This is a genomic window from Stutzerimonas stutzeri, from assembly GCF_024448955.1.
Lineage (GTDB): Bacteria > Pseudomonadota > Gammaproteobacteria > Pseudomonadales > Pseudomonadaceae > Stutzerimonas > Stutzerimonas stutzeri_AQ.
Genome location: NZ_JAMOIH010000002.1, coordinates 209769 through 228146, shown reverse-complemented (window position 1 = coordinate 228146; position 18378 = coordinate 209769). Strand labels below are relative to the sequence as shown.

At 62.6% G+C, this 18378-nt stretch carries 13 protein-coding genes; 8 read left to right on the top strand and 5 right to left on the bottom strand.

Going from position 1 to position 18378, the window contains the following annotated elements; all coding sequences use genetic code 11:
• Positions 1 to 84 precede the first annotated feature (84 nt).
• The gene (locus NA645_RS03005; protein ID WP_256047450.1) at positions 85 to 1125 is read left to right on the top strand and encodes an NAD(P)H-dependent flavin oxidoreductase; all 1041 of its coding nucleotides are present in this window, start codon (positions 85 to 87) and stop codon (positions 1123 to 1125) included.
• A 94-nt stretch (positions 1126 to 1219) separates the two neighbouring features.
• Positions 1220 to 1741, top strand: coding sequence for a sterol desaturase family protein (locus NA645_RS03000; protein ID WP_256047449.1), 522 nt, complete (start codon positions 1220 to 1222; stop codon positions 1739 to 1741).
• Here NA645_RS03000 and NA645_RS02995 read toward each other — a convergent pair.
• From NA645_RS02995 to fni, 5 genes are read right to left on the bottom strand one after another with little or no spacing between them, the layout of a single operon-like run.
• Positions 1701 to 2627, bottom strand: coding sequence for a phytoene/squalene synthase family protein (locus NA645_RS02995; protein WP_256047448.1), 927 nt, complete (start codon positions 2625 to 2627; stop codon positions 1701 to 1703). The genes NA645_RS03000 and NA645_RS02995 overlap by 41 nt on opposite strands.
• Positions 2624 to 4144 carry a phytoene desaturase gene (locus tag NA645_RS02990; protein ID WP_256047447.1) on the bottom strand — a complete coding sequence of 507 codons (1521 nt, stop codon included), beginning with the start codon at positions 4142 to 4144 and terminating at the stop codon, positions 2624 to 2626. The genes NA645_RS02995 and NA645_RS02990 overlap by 4 nt, the downstream gene beginning before the upstream one ends.
• Positions 4141 to 5304, bottom strand: a complete 1164-nt coding sequence (gene crtY / locus NA645_RS02985) for a lycopene beta-cyclase CrtY (protein ID WP_256047446.1) — start codon at positions 5302 to 5304, stop codon at positions 4141 to 4143. The genes NA645_RS02990 and crtY overlap by 4 nt, the downstream gene beginning before the upstream one ends.
• Positions 5297 to 6586 carry a glycosyltransferase gene (locus NA645_RS02980; protein WP_256047445.1) on the bottom strand — a complete coding sequence of 430 codons (1290 nt, stop codon included), beginning with the start codon at positions 6584 to 6586 and terminating at the stop codon, positions 5297 to 5299. Before NA645_RS02980 ends, crtY begins: the two co-directional genes overlap by 8 nt.
• A gap of 43 nt (positions 6587 to 6629) precedes the next feature.
• The gene (fni, locus tag NA645_RS02975) at positions 6630 to 7679 is read right to left on the bottom strand and encodes a type 2 isopentenyl-diphosphate Delta-isomerase (protein WP_256047444.1); all 1050 of its coding nucleotides are present in this window, start codon (positions 7677 to 7679) and stop codon (positions 6630 to 6632) included.
• A gap of 126 nt (positions 7680 to 7805) precedes the next feature.
• On the opposite strand from fni, the gene NA645_RS02970 reads away from it, so the two are divergent.
• The 6 genes from NA645_RS02970 to NA645_RS02945 all read left to right on the top strand — a co-directional run bounded on the left by NA645_RS02970 (position 7806) and on the right by NA645_RS02945 (position 18348).
• On the top strand, positions 7806 to 8708 hold the full coding sequence (locus tag NA645_RS02970; RefSeq protein WP_256047443.1) for a polyprenyl synthetase family protein: 903 nt from the start codon (positions 7806 to 7808) through the stop codon (positions 8706 to 8708).
• Between the two features lie 110 nt (positions 8709 to 8818).
• Positions 8819 to 10621, top strand: a complete 1803-nt coding sequence (locus NA645_RS02965; protein WP_256047442.1) for an acyl-CoA dehydrogenase — start codon at positions 8819 to 8821, stop codon at positions 10619 to 10621.
• Between the two features lie 234 nt (positions 10622 to 10855).
• Complete coding sequence (locus tag NA645_RS02960; protein ID WP_256047441.1) at positions 10856 to 12601, top strand: potassium/proton antiporter; 1746 nt, start codon at positions 10856 to 10858, stop codon at positions 12599 to 12601.
• Positions 12602 to 12710: 109 nt separating this feature from the next.
• A complete protein-coding gene (gene mscK, locus NA645_RS02955; protein ID WP_256047440.1) occupies positions 12711 to 16001 on the top strand; it encodes a mechanosensitive channel MscK in 3291 nt (1096 codons plus the stop codon).
• 83 nt (positions 16002 to 16084) lie between these two features.
• Entirely contained in the window at positions 16085 to 17545 is a 1461-nt protein-coding gene (gene selO / locus NA645_RS02950) for a protein adenylyltransferase SelO (protein WP_256047439.1), read from the top strand.
• Positions 17546 to 17829: 284 nt separating this feature from the next.
• Positions 17830 to 18348 carry an Hcp family type VI secretion system effector gene (locus tag NA645_RS02945; RefSeq protein ID WP_003284174.1) on the top strand — a complete coding sequence of 173 codons (519 nt, stop codon included), beginning with the start codon at positions 17830 to 17832 and terminating at the stop codon, positions 18346 to 18348.
• Positions 18349 to 18378: the final 30 nt, after the last annotated feature.

Sequence of the window (18378 nt, the reverse complement as noted above, 5' to 3'; positions counted from 1 at the left end):
TCGCAGGGCCAGGGCCGAAATGCAAAACGGCGGCAGATGGCTGCTAAAGTGGCAACCCCGCCAGCCAGAGACAAGGACCTTCCGATGGACATACGCGACCTCTTCCAGATCACGCTGCCAGTCATCCAGGCGCCGATGGCCGGCTCGCAGAACCATCAGCTCGCAGCGGCAGTATCCGAGGCTGGCGGGCTCGGCTCAATTCCCGCCGGCATGCTCAACGCCGAGACCCTGGACGCCGAACTGACCGCCATGGCCGTACTCACGCGCAAGCCCTACAACGTCAATTTCTTCTGCCATCGGACGCCAACGGCCGATCCCGCACGCAACGAAGCCTGGCTGGCGCTGCTCGCACCGTTTCTCGAAGAGCTGCAAATCGACCCGGCAAGCATCCCCAACGGCGCCACCCGCCAGCCCTTCGACGCGGTGATGGCCGAGGTGGTCGAGCGGCACCGCCCGCCTGTCGTCAGTTTTCACTTCGGCCTGCCTGCTGCCGAGTTGCTGCAGCGCGTGCGGGCCACCGGCGCGAAGATTCTGTCCAGTGCCACGACCCTCGAAGAAGGCCGCTGGCTGCAGGAACAGGGTGTGGATGCAGTGATCGCCCAGGGCGTCGAAGCCGGCGGGCATCGCGGCCTCTTTCTCAGCGAGGATCTCGACGGCCAGATCGGCACCTTCGCCCTGTTGCCACAATTGGTAAGCGCGCTGGATATTCCCGTGATCGCTGCCGGTGGGATCGCCGATGCGCGCGGTGTCGCCGCCGCGCAGACGCTCGGCGCGGCTGGCGTGCAGGTCGGCACCGCCTATCTGCTGTGTGACGAGAGCCGCGCCAGCCCCTTGCACCGTCAGGCATTGCAGAGTCCCGCCGCGCTGCACACCGTGCTGACCACCCTATTCACCGGGCGGCCAGCACGCGGCATGGTCAATCGAATCATCCGCGAACTGGGGCCTCGGCCCGCTGCGGCGCCGGCGTTTCCGCTGGCGGGCAATGCGATCGGTGCGCTGCGAGCCCCAGCCGAACCCAAGGGAATCGATGATTTCTCGCCGCTCTGGGCCGGTCAGAATGTCGGCTGTCGTGCCGTTCCAGCCGCGCAAATGACCGAAGCGCTAGCTGCCGGCTGGCTGCGCTGAGCAACGATCGAACCCGCGCCAAGCGTCGGAGCCGGGTCGACCGACGCTTCTCAGCGCGTAGACTGGGTGCGATCTGTAATTCAACGGACCGGATATGACCGTGCTGACCAATACATTGGTTTTTCTGGCCACCCTGGCCGGCATGGAGCTGTTCGCCTGGTGGGCGCACAAGTACGTGATGCACGGCTGGGGCTGGGGCTGGCACAAATCTCACCACGAGCCGCGCACTGGCTGGTTCGAGAAGAACGATCTGTATGCCGTGGTCTTTGCCGGGGTCGCGATTCTGCTGATTGCGTTGGGTACCGCCGGCTATGGCCCATTGGAGTGGGTCGGTGCGGGCATGACCGCCTATGGCGCGCTGTACTTCATCGCCCATGACGGGCTGGTTCATCATCGCTGGCCGCTACGCTACGTGCCCCGCAACGGTTATCTCAAACGCCTCTACCAGGCCCACCGCCTGCACCATGCGGTTGAGGGCAAGGAGCGCTGCGTGTCCTTCGGTTTTCTCTACGCGCCGCCGCTTGCCGTCCTCAAACAGCAACTGCGCGAGCTGCACGACGGGCCGTTGCGCAAGGCTAGCGCGGACGCATCCACAGAGAGGCGGGACGCGGCCTGACCGGCATTCGCCGCGAGGCCAATGCCAGCACGCCGCCGCCGAGCAAAAATTGCAGCTTCTGCGTTTTGCTGGTGGAGACCCGCGTGTCCCAGGCCGCCGCGCCGCGCGCCTTCACTTCGATGCCGATTTGTCGGTAGACGCCATGCGCCGTAGCGATCGACCAGGCCGAGCGCAATGGCAGGTCGCGCAGCCCCTGGGTCGCTGATTGATAGTAGGGCTCGGCCAGATCGACCAGCCGCGCAGCCAGCGTCGCCAATGCAGGCCGATGCTGAGGCAGACTGACTTCGGCAGCCGGTATGCCTACTTCCGCCAGCCAGTCCGCTGGCAAATAGATGCGTCCGATCTCGGCATCCTCAACGATGTCCCGCGCGATGTTCGTCAGCTGGAAGGCCAGGCCCAGATCACAGGCGCGGTCCAGCGTTGCCTCCGCCTCGGCCCCCATCACCTTTGCCATCATCAAGCCCACCACGCCGGCAACGCGATAACAGTACAACAGCGTTTCGTCGAGGGTCTGGTAGTGGTAATCCTGCACATCCATGCGAAAACCGGACAGGTGCTCCAGCGGATATTCCTTGGGAATCCGGTGGCGCTGGATAACCTGCTGAAACGCGGCGAACGCCGGATCGCTCATCGGCTCGCCTGCATAGGCGCGCTCGGTCAGGTCCACCAGTTCTGCCAATCGCGCCTCGCCGGACGAACGATCACCCTCCACCTGACCATGACCCAACGTTTGCCCGTCGATCACATCATCGCAGTGACGGCACCAGGCGTAGAGCATCACCGCGCTCTGGCGGGTGCGCTCGTCGAACAGTTTCGCCGCTGCGGCAAAGCTCTTGGAGCCGACGTTGATCGCTTGTGTCGAGTGATCGATGACCTGATCGTTCATCCGGCCTGCCCCTCTAACATGAAGTCCTCCAGCATCAACCCGGCGGTGGCCTTGGCCGAGCCCACCACGCCGGGCACGCCTGCGCCGGGATGGGTGCCAGCCCCGACGATATACAGGTTGGGAATCACGTCATCGCGGTTGTGCGGACGGAACCAGGCGCTCTGGGTCAGGATCGGCTCCAACGAAAACGCCGAGCCGAGATGCGCATTGAGCTCGTCGCGGAAATCGTGCGGCGTGAAGATTCGATGGGTGACCAAGTCCTCCCGCAGCCCCGGAATGTAGTGGCGCTCGAGATATTCGAAAATGCGGTCGCGGTATTTCGGCCCCTCAACTGCCCAGTCGATGTCCGCCGTGCCCAGGTGCGGCACTGGCGCCAACACGTAGTGGCTGGCACAACCCTCCGGCGCCAGCGATGGGTCGGTCACGCAGGGCGCGTGCAGATAGAGGGAAAAGTCGTCGGCCAGGGTTTCACGTTTGAAGATTTCATCGATCAACTCCCGGTAGCGGGGACCAAAACAGACCGTGTGATGTTGCAAGTGCTCATGCCGGCGCTTGAGGCCGAAATGAATGACGAACAGCGACATCGAAAATCGCTTGCCACTTAGCCGCTGCGCCTCTTCGCGGCCACGCTGCTCGTGGCCGAGCAGCTGCTTGTAGGTGTTCACCACATCGGCATTGGACGCTACCGCGTCGGTGTCGAAGCGCCGACCGTCATGTGTGATCACTGCGCTCGCTCGCCCTTGCGTCAGTACGATACGCGCCACCTCGGCATTCAGCTCCAATTTGCCACCCAGGTCTTCGAACAACCTGACCATCCCATGCACCAGCGCGCCGGTACCACCACGCGGAAACCAGACGCCACCCTGACGTTCCAGCGCGTGAATCAGCGCATAGATCGACGAGGTTTCGAACGGGTTGCCGCCCACCAGCAACGAATGAAAGGACAGTGCCTGACGCAGCCGGTCATTCTCGACGAAGCGCGCCACCATGCTGTACACGTTGCGCCAGGCCTGTAGTTTGGCCAGCTGCGGGGCCACTCCGACCATGCTGCGAAATGATAGGAAAGGCACGGTGCCGAGCTTGACGTAGCCCTCTTCATACACCGCGCGGGAATAGGCAAGAAAGCGCTGATAGCCGGCAACATCCTTCGGACTGAGCGCATGGATTTGCCGGTCCAGCGCCGCCTGGTCGTTGACGTAATCGAAGCTGTAGCCGTCTTCCCAGCACAGCCGGTAGAACGGGCTGACCGGCAGCAGCTCGACGTAATCGGCCATGCGCTTGCCGGCACCGGTGAAGAGTTCTTCCAGGGCTGGCGGATCGGTAATCACCGTCGGGCCTGCATCGAAGGTAAAGCCCTGGTCGTGATAGACGTAGGCGCGGCCGCCCGGCTTGTCGCGCTTTTCCACCAGGGAGGTCTGCACGCCGCTGCGCTGCAGGCGGATTGCCAGCGCAAGGCCGCCAAAACCGGCGCCAATCACCACGGCCCGCTTGGCTACACCGCCCGCTATTTCGTTCATTGCTTGTCCTTGTGCAGATTACCGGCGGCCAGCGCTCTGAGCGCCTCCCCTACCGGTACGGGAGGTTTGCCCGAGACAATGCGCAATCGGTCCCAGGTGGTCAGGTTGGCCGCATAGAAGCGCTGAATTAACGGTTCGCGCAGACGATAGAAACGCTGCATGACAGCCCAGCGGCGATCCGCCGGGCCGGCCATGAACAGCATGCGATTGAGCAACCGGAAGAATCCGCGCTGCCGCCACTGGGCCAGGGAATAGGCGCGGATGGCCGCGAACAGGCCAGCGGCATCCCAACGGTCCAGCGCGAGCAGGTGATCGGCCAGGCGCACCGCATCGGGCAGCGAGTAACCCGTGGTGGGATGAAACAAGGCCGCCGACAACCCGCTCTGTGGCACGCCCCGCGCTTCATCCCAGAATGCCGGCAGGTCACCGGAGAGCACGATGGGCAGCACGCCCTGTTCTTCGCGCAGCACTTCGGCGACGGCCCAACCTTGCGCACTGGCATAGCGCTCGATGTTGTTTCGCAGCGTATCGAGCGCCACGGCATCACCGTCGGCGTAATAGGTGTCTTCGATCAGCAGGGTGTCTGCGCTGAACGGCAACACATACACAAAGCGATAGCCGTCCTGCTGGGCAACGCTGGCATCCATGATGATCGGCGCTTGCAAGCCATGGGGCTGCTGCAGGCGCAGCTCCTGGCCGAGGAATTTCTGAAAGCCCAGTGCCAGCTGATGGCTACGGCGCACGCCACGCCCATCGATCACCGCGCCGGCATGCAGAGTTTCCCCCGACGCCAGCTGTACCCGCTGCGGCTCCACCTTTGCAACTTCGGTGCGCAGACGCATGCCGTCGCCCAGTTCGGCCATGAGGCTTCGATGAAAACGCTGCGAGAAGATGCTGGCATAACCGCTGTCCAGACGCCTCTGGAGGCCTGGAAAGATCACGTCGTAGCACGGCCAGCGATGACCTACCAGCGGTTCCAGCCAGGCCTGTTGCGCGGATGTCAGGTCATGCTCGTGAAAGGACCAGGTGTGATTGCCACCCAGCGTTTCGCCCTGTTCCAAAATCAGCAGTCGCAAGTCTGGGCGCCGTTGGCGCAGGCGCAGCGCCAGCAGCCCATTGGCCAGCCCACCGCCGACGAGGATCAGGTCCGCATCAGCCATGCTCGACGCCTCGAGGGACCGGCGATTCGATTCCTAGCACGTCCTCCATCAGCTGCGCGGCGCGCGGCGCGCCACCAGCGGCGCGAACCTCATCGCCCAGGTTTCGCGCCCGCTGTGCAAATCGTGGCTCACGCAACAGCTGTTTCAGCGCCTGCACGATACGTCGTCGACTGGCCAGGCGAGGATCGAGCTTCAGCCCCACGCCCGCATGAACCACACGTGCGGCGGCGCCGGGCTGATCGAAGGCAATCGGCAGGGCCAGGCTCGGCACGCCGGCTTCCAGCGCGTCGAGTACGGTATTCAGGCCGGCATGGGTGATCAGCGCGTCGGCTCTTGCCAACACGGCACGCTGCGGCGCGAAGTCGGTGACCCAGCTGGCGCCAGCATTCAGCAACCGACTTTCCTGCTGTGCATGAAGGCGGCCGCAATGAGCGATCAGCAGCTGCGCGTCGAGCTCGCGGCAGGCCTCGGCTATTCGCTGGAACAGGCCGAAGCGGTCGCCCTGTAGCGTGCCCAAAGAGGCAAACACGAACGGTCTTCCGCTAGCGATCGGTATTTCCAGCGCCGGTTCGGCTGCCAATGCCAGACGCAGCGGGCCGACGGCATGAAACTGCTCTGGCAATGCAGTGCGTGGAAAGTCGAAACCTGTGACCGTCTGACTCAACTGCAGCAACGGCGACAGGCATTCATCGAGGCGTTGACGCGGCGACAGGCCGAATTGCGCCGCATAGCGCGAGATTACTTCGGCGTGGACATGCATCGCCCGATCGTAGACGCGGCTGCTGTGCAGGTTCAGCTGCTCGCCCCAAGGAGTGGGCCGATAACGCCAAGGCATGACCGGCAGCGGCACCAACGCCTCCCTGTTGACCGGCAATGCACAGGCGACCGAAACGAACGGCAACCCGAGATGCTCGGCTACCAGCCCACCGGCAGCCTCCATTTGATCCGCGATGATGGCCTCGGCACCGATCGCACGCAGCACGGCCGGCGCGTCTTGGCAAAACATTTCGGTCGCTGCAGCCATGTCGGCGATCACGCGGCGTATACCCCAAGGGCCGCCAGGCCGCGCAGCGCGCTCGATCACTTGCTGAAGCGAACCAGGCGGATGCGAAGCAGTGCCGATGGGGACAAAACCAAGCTGCGGATGGCGCAACGCGACGGCGACATCCGCCTGCTGCACGACCGTCACCCGATGCCCGCGGGAAATCAGCTCAGCGCCGATCGCCTCCATGGCACGCAGGTGGCTATGAAACGGCGGCGCGATAACCGCGAAATGAGTCATCGAAACGCACCGTGCCGGCGAGCGGCTTGTCGCTGGGTTCGCATCAGACCGTGAACGGATCGAAAGCTGGCAACAACGGTGCCCGAGTCAAAGCCGACAGATCCGCCGAGCCAGTGCAGAAGCAGGCGATACGCAGCTGTTGGATCAGCACCTGGAAATGTTCGATTACAGCGTCCGGCCCGATCAACGCGGCGTCGAGCACACCGGCCGCCTGCCCGACCAGATCGGCGCCGAGGCGAATGGCCTTGGCCGCATCGATGCCGTCGCGAATGCCGCCCGATGCGATCAGTTGTGCATCGGGGCAAGCCCGCCGCACCTCAGCGATCGCTTGCGCCGTTGGAATGCCCCAGCCGGCAAACGCCTGCGCCACTGCACGCTGACTGGAATCCGCCGCCCGCTCGGCCTCGACCGCGGCCCAACTGGTGCCGCCAGCGCCTGCGACGTCGATGACCGAAGCCCCCGCGTCCAGCAACCGGCGCGCCACGGAGGCGGAGATACCCGCACCGACCTCCTTGACCACCAGCGGCACCGGCAAGCGTGATGCCAGCACCTCGATTGCGTCGAGCACGCCGCGCCAATCGCGATCACCGCCCTTCTGCACGGCTTCCTGCAACGGATTGAAATGAATGATCAGGGCGTCGGCTTCGATCATGTCGACCGCCCGCTGCGCCTCGTCCAGCCCGTAGCCAGCTACCAGTTGCGCCGCGCCGAAATTCGCCAACAGTGGAATAGATGGAGCCAGTTGCCGCAATTGCCGTGTCAGGCCTTGATCGGCACCGGTTTCCAGCGCGATGCGTTGCGACCCGACCGCCAACGCGATACCCAGCGCCTCGGCGGCTTCGGCTAGATTGCGATTGATCTGCGTAGCCCGCGCCGCGCCGCCAGTCATGGAGCTGATCAGCATGGGTGCCATCAGCGTTCGGCCACATAGCGAGCTGCGGATATCGATGTCGTCCAGACGCAACTCTGGCAACGCGCAGTGCTCGAACGTCAAAGCCGCGAAGCCCGCCTCTACCTTAGTGCAGGCGCGACGCGGATCGAGAACGATATCCAGATGTTCGTTTTTACGTTCTGAAAAGAGTTCTCTGCTCATGCGGCGCCTCGTTTGATGACCTTATGTTGACGAGCGTAGTCAATAAAAGTGCCTGGACTTGTACAGGGTTAACAACTTGTATAAGTAACACAACAATTCTCCCGATAATCGATACAGGAGGTCGGCATGGCGACCGTATTGCCGAGTACGCAGCTGGATTTCGAGCTCACACTCGGCACATTGCGCAGGCAGGTCGACGACCGACTAAGTCTATGGCTGCCACAATGCCCGCCGCAGGATGCCATCGGCACCGTCATGCGTGACGGCACCTTGGCACCCGGCAAGCGGATTCGGCCGTTGCTGCTGCTTCTGGCTCTCAAGGATCTGCGTCCGGAATATCGTCTGGAGCCTGCACTAGACCTGGGATGTGCGTTGGAGATGGTGCACGCCGCCTCGCTCTTTCTGGATGACATGCCCTGTATGGATAACGCCGAGCTACGCCGTGGGCAGCCCACCATCCACCTGCGGTTCGGTGAAGATGTGGCCGTGCTGGGCTCCGTTGCGCTGCTCAGCCATGCTTTTGGTATAGCGGCATCCGTGGAGGACATCGATCATGCGACTCGCAATCGCCTGGTATGCCTTCTGACGCAGGCTACCGGTGCGCAGGGGCTGGTCCGCGGGCAGTATCAGGACCTCCACGAAGGTCGAGGGCCCCGACCACTGGAGGCCGTTGCCCAGGCCAATCGACTAAAAACCTGCCCACTGTTCACCGCTGCGGTGGAGTTTGCCGCCCTGCTGGGGGGCGCGAGCAACCACTGCACACGCCATCTGAACGGCTTCGCTACCGAGCTGGGCATGGCGTTCCAGCTGCTCGACGACCTGGCCGACGGGCACAGTCCTCAGCAAAGCGGCAAGGACGCAGGCAAGGATGAAGGCAAGAGCACCGTGGTCACCCTGCTTGGTCCGGAAGCGGCCCGCAAACACGTCGAGCAGCATCTGGCGCACGCAGCCCAGCATCTGACCGATGCCGGTATCGGCGATGGGCATCTTGCAACGTTGCTGGGCTATTTCCGCGACCGGTCTCACTGACGCAACAGCCCGGCTCAGACCGCTGTGTCGCTCCATCACTCGAATGTATGGTGCTAGGCAGCTCTCTCGCCACCTCCTTAGACTCCGGCCCATAAAACGGAGGACACCCCATGCCCGAGATGCTGCTTTGCCCACGCAACCTTGCCTTCGAGCTCTACGAAGTGCTCGATGCCGAAGCGCTGACCCGCCGCGAACGCTTCGCCGACCACAGCCGCGAGACCTTCGATGCCGCCGTGGGTACCGCCCGCCAGATCGCGGAAAAATACTTCGCTTCGCACAACCGCAAGTCCGACGAGAACGAGCCGCTCTACCAGAACGGCGAGGCGGTGCTGATTCCCGAGGTCAAACCGGCGGTGGACGCCTTCATCGAGGCCGGATTCCACAATGCCCAGCGCAGCTTCGAAGATAGCGGCATGCAGTTGCCAAACCTGCTATCGCGGGCCTGCTTCGCGCATTTCCAGTCGGCCAACATCGCCACCAGCTCCTATCCGATGCTGACCATGGGCGCGGCGCATCTGATCGAAACCTTTGGTTCGGAAGAGCAAAAGCAGCGCTTTTTGCAGCCGATGATCGAGGGTCGTTTCTTTGGCACCATGGCGCTCACCGAGCCGCATGCCGGCTCATCGCTGTCGGATATCCGCACCCGCGCCGAGCCGGCCGGCGACGGCAGCTATCGCCTGAAAGGCAACAAGATCTTCATTTCCGGCGGCGATCACCCGCTGTCCGAAAACATCGTGCATATGGTGCTGGCCAAGCTGCCGGATGCGCCGGCCGGTGTGAAAGGCATCAGCCTGTTTATCGTGCCGAAATTCCTGGTCAAGGATGACGGCAGCCTCGGCGAGCGCAACGACGTGCTGCTGGCCGGCCTGTTCCACAAGATGGGCTGGCGCGGCACCACCAGTACGGCGCTGAACTTCGGCGATAACGGCAATTGTGTGGGTTATCTCGTGGGCGAGCCGCACAAGGGCCTGGCCTACATGTTCCAAATGATGAACGAGGCGCGCATCGGCGTCGGCATGGGCGCCATCATGCTCGGCTACGCGGGCTATCTGTACTCGCTGAACTACGCCCGCGAGCGCCCGCAGGGCCGACTGCCGGACGGCAAGGATCCCGTCTCGGCGCAGGTGCCGATCATCGAGCACACCGACATCAAGCGCATGCTGCTGACGCAGAAAGCCTACGTCGAGGGCGCCTTCGATCTGGGCCTGTATGCCGCGCGGCTGGTGGATGACGAGCACACCGCTGAAAGCGAGGACGAACGACGCAACGCCGCCGAGCTGCTCGACTTGCTCACCCCCATCGTCAAATCCTGGCCTTCGGAGTTCTGCCTGAAGGCCAACGAACTGGCGATCCAGATCCTCGGCGGCCACGGTTATACCCGCGAATATCCGGTGGAGCAGTACTACCGCGACAATCGTCTGAATCCGATTCACGAAGGCACCCATGGCATTCAGTCTCTGGATCTGCTGGGCCGCAAGTTGATGCAGAACAAGGGCGCCGGCCTGCGCCAGTTGCTCGGGCTGATCCAGAACTGCTGCGCACGCGCCGCCGAATACCCATCGCTGGAGCCGTTGCGCGAACCGTTGCAACAGCTGGTCGCGCGCCTGACCGCGGTCACCCAGGCACTGCTGGGCGACCTGATGGCCGGCAAGGTCAATCTGGCGCTGGCCAATTCCGCGCTGTATCTGAAAGTCTTCGGACACACCGTGATCGGCTGGCGCTGGCTGGAACAGGCGATTCGCGCTGAACAGGGGCTTGCGGCAGGCAATCCTTCCGACGTCGATTTCTACAAAGGCAAGCAGCAGGCCGCGCGCTACTTTCTGACCTGGGAAGTGCCGGGTTGCCAGCACGAGCTGAACCTGCTGGACGCGCGCGACGATACCTGCCTGACGATGGACGACAGCTGGTTCTAGGTCGGTTTCCGCTTCCCGCGCACCGCACTGGGCGGTGTCGCCGAAGCTCTAGCGACCATTCCGATAAACCGAGACAGAGCCTCAAAGCCAGCCGCCACCATCACGAAGCGCTCGATGAATGCCTCTTAGCACAAGGGGCATTTTTTTTGACAGCCCGTCAAATCATCGGGTTAGAATCGCTGGCATGTCCCGTGCATAAACTGCCGGGAAACTCGCTTTTCTCGGAGACCGCACTTGGACGTCGGCAACATCAACCACCTTTTTTTCGTCGGTGCCCTGTTGGTTGCTGCCAGTATCCTGATGAGCTCTTTGTCCGCGCGCCTGGGCGTGCCGATCCTGGTCATCGTCCTCGGTGTCGGCATGCTGGCTGGAGTCGATGGTATTGGCGGCATCGTCTTCGAGGATTACCGGCTCGCCTTCATCATCAGCAACCTGGCGCTGGCGGTGATTCTGCTCGACGGCGGAATGCGAACACGCAAGGCCACCTTCCGCGTCGCGCTCTGGCCATCGATGTCGCTGGCCACCCTCGGCGTGGCGATCACCTCCGGCCTGACCGGTATAGCGGCTGCCTGGCTATTCGACCTGCGCCTGATCGAAGGTCTGTTGATCGGCGCTATCGTCGGCTCCACCGACGCCGCGGTGGTATTCAACCTGCTCAACGGCAAAGGTCTCAACGAACGCGTCGGGCCCACACTGGAAATCGAATCGGGCAGCAACGATCCGATGGCGATGTTCCTTACCGTCACCCTGATCAGCATGATCGCCTCGGGGGAAACCTCATTCACCTGGACCGTGCTGATCAGCCTGATTCAGCAGTTCGGTATCGGTATTCTGCTCGGCCTGGCCGGCGGCTGGCTGCTGCTGCATCTGATCAATCGCCTCTCCGTCGCCGATGGCCTCTATCCGCTGCTGGCCGTGGCTGGCGGCATCATGATCTACGCCTTATCCGGCGCGGCGGGCGGCAGCGGGATCATGGCCGTGTACGTCTGCGGCTTGCTGCTGGGCAACCGTCCGATTCGCAACCGCTACGGCATTCTGCACATGTTCGACGGCCTGGCCTGGCTCAGCCAGATCGGCATGTTCCTCGTACTCGGACTGCTGCTAACGCCCAGCGAGCTGCTGCCCATCGCCGTTCCCGCCCTGCTCCTGTCGTTGTGGATGATCCTGTTCGCCCGCCCGCTCTCGGTGTTCATTGGCCTGCTGCCGTTCAGGAGTTTCAATCTACGCGAGCGCCTGTTCATTTCCTGGATCGGCCTGCGCGGCGCGGTGCCGGTAATTCTCGCTGTGTTTCCACTTGTTGCCGGCCTGGACAATGCGCAGCTATTTTTCAACGTGGCGTTCTTCATCGTGCTGGTCTCGCTGCTGTTGCAGGGCACCACGCTCGGCTGGGCGGCAAAAAAAGCCAAGGTCGAAGTTCCGCCTTCACCATCGCCAATTTCGCGCACCGGTCTGCAAGTCCACCCCACCAGCCAGTGGGAGCTGTTCATCTATCGCCTGAGCGCCAGCAAGTGGTGTGTCGGGGCGGCCCTGCGCGAACTAAAGATGCCCGAAGGCACGCGGATTGCCGCGCTATTCCGTGGCAGGGCGCTGCTGCACCCGTCCGGCAGTACGCGGCTGCAGGTCGATGACATCCTTTGCGTCATCGGCCATGAAGAAGATCTGCCGGCACTCGGCAAACTGTTCAGCCAGGCGCCGCAACGGGGCCGCGACATGCGGTTCTTCGGTGACTTCATTCTCGAAAGCGAAGCCGAGATGGGCGCTCTCGCTGCGCTGTATGGCTTGAAGCTGGGTGATGTAGATGAACATCAACAGATAGGCCGGTTCATTACCGAGCGTGTCGGCGGCAAACCGGTCATTGGCGACTATATCGAGTGGAGCGGCCTGACCTGGACGATTGCCGCCATGGAGCAGGGGGAAGTCCGCAAGGTCGGACTGAGGTTCCCGGAAGGCGAAAAACCAGGCCCGTCGCTGCAGTTCTGACGAGGCGCCTGGGTCGCGGTCAGGATGGAGGGACGTTCCGATCTATGGACTCGCCGCGGCCATCCGCAGCCCTTAGACTCCGCGCTCGTTCTTCATTTCGATAGTACCCATGGCCTCATTGCGTAATTTGCTGCTGGCGACACTGCTCCTTGTCGCCCCGCCCCTTCTCCACGCCGCCCCGACCATCCCAGGGCTGACGGGCAATCAGAGCGCCGGGGAAGAGGCGAAACCCGCGCAACCGAGCAACGATGAACGCGCCAGCCGGTTCGCCGACCAGGCGAGTCAGGCGCAGCAGCGGCTGACCGAACTCAAGGCCGAGCTAGCCGGCGCGCCGAAGGAAATTGCCGAGGCGCAACGTGAGCTGAGCAAGCTCAAGGGCAGCGACACCAGCGAACTGGCGTCGAAGCTGGCCAAGCAGAGCGTCCCCGCACTTGAACAGCGACTGACCGAACGCGTCGATGAACTCTCGGCTTGGCAGGCGGCCCTGACGTCGGCCAATAGCATGATCATCAGCTCGCAGACGCGCCCGGAGCGCGCCCAGGCCGACATCAGCAAATCTCAGACGCGCATCGACGAGATCAACAACCTCCTCAAGACGGGCCGTGAGAGCGGCAAACCTTTGACTGACGAGCGTCGTGAACTGCTCAACGCGGAGAAAACCGCGCTCAACGCTCAGATCGAATTACGTCGCAACGAGTTGGCCAGCAACAGCTTGTTGCAGGATCTGGGCATTGCCCGCCGCGACCTGCTGTCCGAGCGCATCACGCGCGCCGAACAGGAAACCATGGCGCTGCAGACGGCGATCAACAACAAACGCCGCGAGGAATCGGAGCAAACCGTCGCCGAATTCTCGCTGAAGGCCGAGAAGGCCGGCTCGGACAAGCTGCTACCGGCCGAGAGCGCGGAGAACCGCAAACTTTCGGGTTATCTGCTACGCGCCACCGAGCGTCTCAACGACCTGACCCAGGAAAATCTGCAGACTCGCCAGCAGCTCGATACGCTCAATCAGGCCGATCAGGCGCTGGAAGAGCAGATCGCCGTGCTCGAAGGCAGCCTGTTGCTGTCGAAGGTGCTTTACCAGCAGAAGCAGGCCCTGCCACAGCTAAGCCTGAACAAGAACCTGGCGGATGAGATCGCCGATATCCGCCTTTACCAGTTCGAGCTGAATCAGCGCCGCGAGCTCAGCGGTAACGTCGAGGCGTATGTCGAACAACAGCTCGCCAGCCAGCCTCCCGACGAGGTAACGCCGGAGCTGCGCAGCGCGCTGCTGGAGCTCGTGCGCACCCGTGGCGAGCTGCTCGATCGACTCAATCACGCGCTCAACGCGCTACTGAGCGAATCGATTACGCTGCAGCTGAATCAGCGCCAGCTTCAAACCAAGGCCCAAGCGCTGAGCGAAACACTGGACGAGCAGATGTTCTGGATTCCGAGCAATAAGCCGCTGGATCTGGACTGGCTCAAAAACATACCGACGCTGCTCGACCGGCAGTTGCGCGCGATGCCCTGGGGCTCCGCGTTCGAGGCGCTCGGTGCCGGACTGGTGGAGCGGCCCCTGTTCTTCGTGCCACTGCTGCTGGTGATCGGCGCGCTGCTGTGGCGCCGAAATGCCATAAACGCCAAGCTCGACTCGCTCAGTGCGGACATCGGCCACTTCCGCAACGACAGTCAGCTGCATACGCCGCTGGCGCTGATGCTGAACCTGCTGTTGGCCCTGCCCGGTGCGCTGTTTCTAGCGCTGTGTGGGTACCTGCTACAGATGGACGGTCGCGGTCAGAACATCAGTCTCGGCGCCGCTTTCTATCAGATGGCGCAGGCCTGGCTGGTGTTCTACAGCGCCTATCGCATGCTCTCGCCCAACCGTGTTGCCGAAACGCATTTCGGTTGGTTCCAGCCGCAGGTGGCCTTCCTGCGCAATGAAATCCGCCGGCTGGGGCTAGTGGTCATGGCACTGGTGGCGGTCGTGGCGATCGCCGAGCATCAGCCGGGAAGCCTGGTGGACGACGTGATCGGCATCGTGGTCGTCATCACCTGCTACGCACTGATGAGCTGGAGACTGACACGCCTGCTGCTCAAAGGCCCATCGAGCCAGAACGCACCGCCGGTTCGCCGCTTCATCGGCCTGCTGTTCAGCATGCTGCCATTGGCGCTGATCGTGGTGGTGGGCCTGGGGTATTACTACACCGCGCTGAAATTGACCGGCCGGCTGATCGACACGCTCTATCTCCTGCTGGCCTGGGTCGTTGTCGAGGCAGCGCTGATCCGTGGTCTTACGGTGGCTGCGCGGCGTCTGGCATACAAGCGCGCGGTCGCCAGGCGAGAAGCGAATCCCGATGAATCGACCATGCCCCACGAAGAGGCCGCCGAGCCCGGCTTGGCAATCGACCAGGTCAACCAACAATCCCTGCGCCTGACCCGGCTGGCGATGTTCGGCCTGTTCTTCGTCGTGCTGTACTGGGTCTGGGCCGATCTCATCAGCGTGGTGTCGTATCTCGATAACGTCACCCTGTATGAATTCACCAGCGGCAGCGGCGAGACCGCCACTACCTCGGCCATCACGCTCAACAATCTAATCGGCGCACTGGCCACGGTGGTCATAACTTTCGCGCTGGCGCGGAATCTGCCAGGGCTTCTCGAAGTTCTGGTGCTGTCCCGAATGCGCCTCGCGCAGGGCAGCGCCTATGCCACCGGCACCTTGCTTTCGTACACGCTGGTCGGCATAGGCATCGTCACGACGCTTTCGACGCTTGGCGTGAGTTGGGACAAGCTGCAATGGCTGGTCGCTGCCCTTTCGGTGGGGCTGGGTTTCGGCCTGCAGGAGATCTTCGCCAACTTCGTTTCGGGCCTGATCATTCTGTTCGAAAAACCGGTCCGCATCGGCGACGTGGTGACCATCGGCAACCTGTCCGGGACCGTCAGCCGCATTCGCATTCGGGCGACGACCATCACCGATTTCGACAACAAGGAAATCATCGTCCCGAACAAGACCTTCGTGACCGATCAGCTGGTCAACTGGTCGCTCAACGACACCGTCACCCGGGTCACCATTCGCATCGGCGTACAGTTCGGCTCCGATCTGGAAGTGGTTCGCAGCCTGTTGTTCCAGGCGGCCCGAGAGAATCCTCGCGTGCTCAAGGAGCCCGAGCCGCAGGTGTTCTTTCTCAGCTTCGGCGAGAGCCGGCTGGAGCATGAACTGCGCCTGCACGTGCGCGACCTCGCCGACCGCAACCCGGTAATCGACGAGATAAACCGGTGGCTCGATCAGGAATTCCGCACACGCGGAATCGTCATCGCCTTCCGGCAGCTGGATGTACACCTGAAGAACCCGCCGCCAGCGCTGGAAATCCAGCGGGTCGATAAGGACGAAACTCTCATCGACACACCTGCCAGCGGTCAGCCCTGAGGAACGCCCCGACAGACGCGACCTCCAAATTCAAATGCGCTCGCCCGGCGGGCGCTATCTTTCAAGACAGCGCCGGAGCCACCGTGAAAACCCTCACCGAGCTGCATTTCGATAACCGCTTCGCCCGACTCGGCGACGTATTCTCCACCAAGGTGACGCCCCAGCCCCTGGCCGAACCGCGCCTGGTGGTGGCCAGCGAGGCAGCAATGAGGCTGCTCGATCTCGACCCGGCGTTGGCGGACGATCCGCTGTTCACCGAGCTGTTTTCCGGCCACAAGCTCTGGAGCACCGCCGAGCCGCGGGCGATGGTCTATTCCGGTCATCAATTCGGCAGCTACAACCCGCAGCTAGGCGACGGTCGCGGCTTATTGCTGGGCGAGGTGGTCAACGATGCCGGCGAGCATTGGGACTTGCATCTCAAGGGCGCCGGCCTCACGCCTTACTCGCGTATGGGCGATGGTCGCGCCGTACTGCGCTCTTCGATCCGCGAATTTCTCGCCAGCGAGCATCTTCATGCCTTGGGCATTCCCAGCTCACGCGCACTTTGCGTGACCGGCTCGGATACGCCGGTCTATCGCGAGCGTCAGGAGCGCGGCGCGATGCTGCTGCGCCTGGCGCCTAGCCATGTACGCTTCGGCCATTTCGAATTTTTCTACTATACCAAGCAGCACGACGAACTAAAGCAGCTGCTCGATCACGTCGTCGAATCTCACTTTGCCGATTGCCTGGAACATCCGGAGCCCTACCACTCATTCTTCCGCGAGGTGCTGCAGCGCACCGCCGAGCTGATCGCCCGCTGGCAGGCTTATGGTTTCTGCCACGGCGTAATGAACACCGACAACATGTCGATCTTGGGCATCACCTTCGATTTCGGTCCCTACGCTTTTCTCGATGACTTCGATGCTCGCTTCATCTGCAACCATTCCGACCACACCGGCCGCTATTCCTACGAGAATCAGGTGCCCATCGCGCACTGGAATCTCGCCGCGCTGGCCCAGGCGCTGACGCCGTTCATCGCCATCGAGCAGCTACGCGAGACGATGGACCTGTTCCTGCCGATCTACGAAGCTGCCTGGCTCGACCTGATGCGCCAGCGGCTGGGCCTGCAGACCGCTGACGACAGCGACAAAGAGTTGGTGCAGCGCCTGCTGCAGCTGATGCAGGGCAGCGCTATCGATTACACAAACTTCTTCCGCGAACTCGGCGAGAGCCCAGCGGAGCAGGCCCTGGCTCGCCTACGCGAGGATTTCATCGATATCAAATCGTTCGACGAGTGGGCCGCGAGCTATCGCAAGCGCACCGAGAGCGAGGGCAGCGCCCAGCAGGCGCGGCGGACACGCATGCGCGCGGTCAATCCCAAATACATCTTGCGCAATTACCTGGCCCAGCAGGCAATCGAGGCTGCGGAAGCTGGCGACTACGGTCCGGTGCGTGAGCTGCATGCGGTGCTCAGCCGCCCCTTCGATGAGCAACCGGGTATGGAGCACTACGCCAAGCGCCCGCCGGAATGGGGCAAGCATCTGGAAATCAGCTGCTCGTCATGAGCAATGGCGTTGCGCAATATGCTGCGCAGAACTTCGCTCACCACCCTGATCCCCTCAGCCTCGCGGCCCGTAAACGCTGGGCTGGGGCGCATCTGTGCCAAACCTTGCACAGCGCCGGCAGGAAGTTGCTCAACTTAGTGTGAGCAGTCCCGCAGATCAGATCGAGCGCTTGCGATGTGCATCCAGTAACCCATTGATATGTAATTAGTTTCAGCAACCTGGCACGCGACTTGTACTTCTCTGCCTGCCATTCCGGCATTCAACAAAGGCAAAGGAGAGCACTCATGCCAACACCCGCGTATCTGTCCCTCGAAGGCACCAAGCAAGGCCTGATCACCGCAGGCACTTTCACAGAGGACTCGGTCGGCAATATCTTCCAGGAAGGACATGAAGACCAGATCCTGGTGCAGGCTTTCCAGCACCAGGTCATCATTCCGCGCGATCCGCAGTCCGGTCAGCCCACCGGCCAGCGTGTACACAAGCCGCTGATGATCACTAAGGTGTTCGACAAGTCGTCGCCGCTGATCTTCAACGCCCTGACCTCCGGCGAGCGCCTGAACAAGTGCCGCCTGGAGTGGTACCGCACCTCCTCCACCGGTACCCAAGAGCATTACTACACCATCGAACTGGAAGACGCGGTGATCGTCGACGTGCAGTCGCGCATGCCCAACTGCCAAGACCCGAACATGTCCCACTTCACCCATCTGGAAGACGTCTACTTCACCTACCGCAAGATCGTCTGGACCCACGAAGTCTCCGGCACTTCCGGCTCTGACGACTGGCGCACCCCAATCGCTGGCTAACGCGATCGCGGCAAAGCAGGCTTCGGTCGG

Bases quoted from the DNA above. Each gene is read 5' to 3' on its own strand.
- NA645_RS03005 (WP_256047450.1), top strand. From the start codon at position 85: ATGGACATACGCGACCTCTTCCAGATCACGCTGCCAGTCATCCAGGCG.
- NA645_RS03000 (WP_256047449.1), top strand. From the start codon at position 1,220: ATGACCGTGCTGACCAATACATTGGTTTTTCTGGCCACCCTGGCCGGC.
- NA645_RS02995 (WP_256047448.1), bottom strand. From the start codon at position 2,627: ATGAACGATCAGGTCATCGATCACTCGACACAAGCGATCAACGTCGGC.
- NA645_RS02990 (WP_256047447.1), bottom strand. From the start codon at position 4,144: ATGAACGAAATAGCGGGCGGTGTAGCCAAGCGGGCCGTGGTGATTGGC.
- crtY (WP_256047446.1), bottom strand. From the start codon at position 5,304: ATGGCTGATGCGGACCTGATCCTCGTCGGCGGTGGGCTGGCCAATGGG.
- NA645_RS02980 (WP_256047445.1), bottom strand. From the start codon at position 6,586: ATGACTCATTTCGCGGTTATCGCGCCGCCGTTTCATAGCCACCTGCGT.
- fni (WP_256047444.1), bottom strand. From the start codon at position 7,679: ATGAGCAGAGAACTCTTTTCAGAACGTAAAAACGAACATCTGGATATC.
- NA645_RS02970 (WP_256047443.1), top strand. From the start codon at position 7,806: ATGGCGACCGTATTGCCGAGTACGCAGCTGGATTTCGAGCTCACACTC.
- NA645_RS02965 (WP_256047442.1), top strand. From the start codon at position 8,819: ATGCCCGAGATGCTGCTTTGCCCACGCAACCTTGCCTTCGAGCTCTAC.
- mscK (WP_256047440.1), top strand. From the start codon at position 12,711: ATGGCCTCATTGCGTAATTTGCTGCTGGCGACACTGCTCCTTGTCGCC.
- NA645_RS02945 (WP_003284174.1), top strand. From the start codon at position 17,830: ATGCCAACACCCGCGTATCTGTCCCTCGAAGGCACCAAGCAAGGCCTG.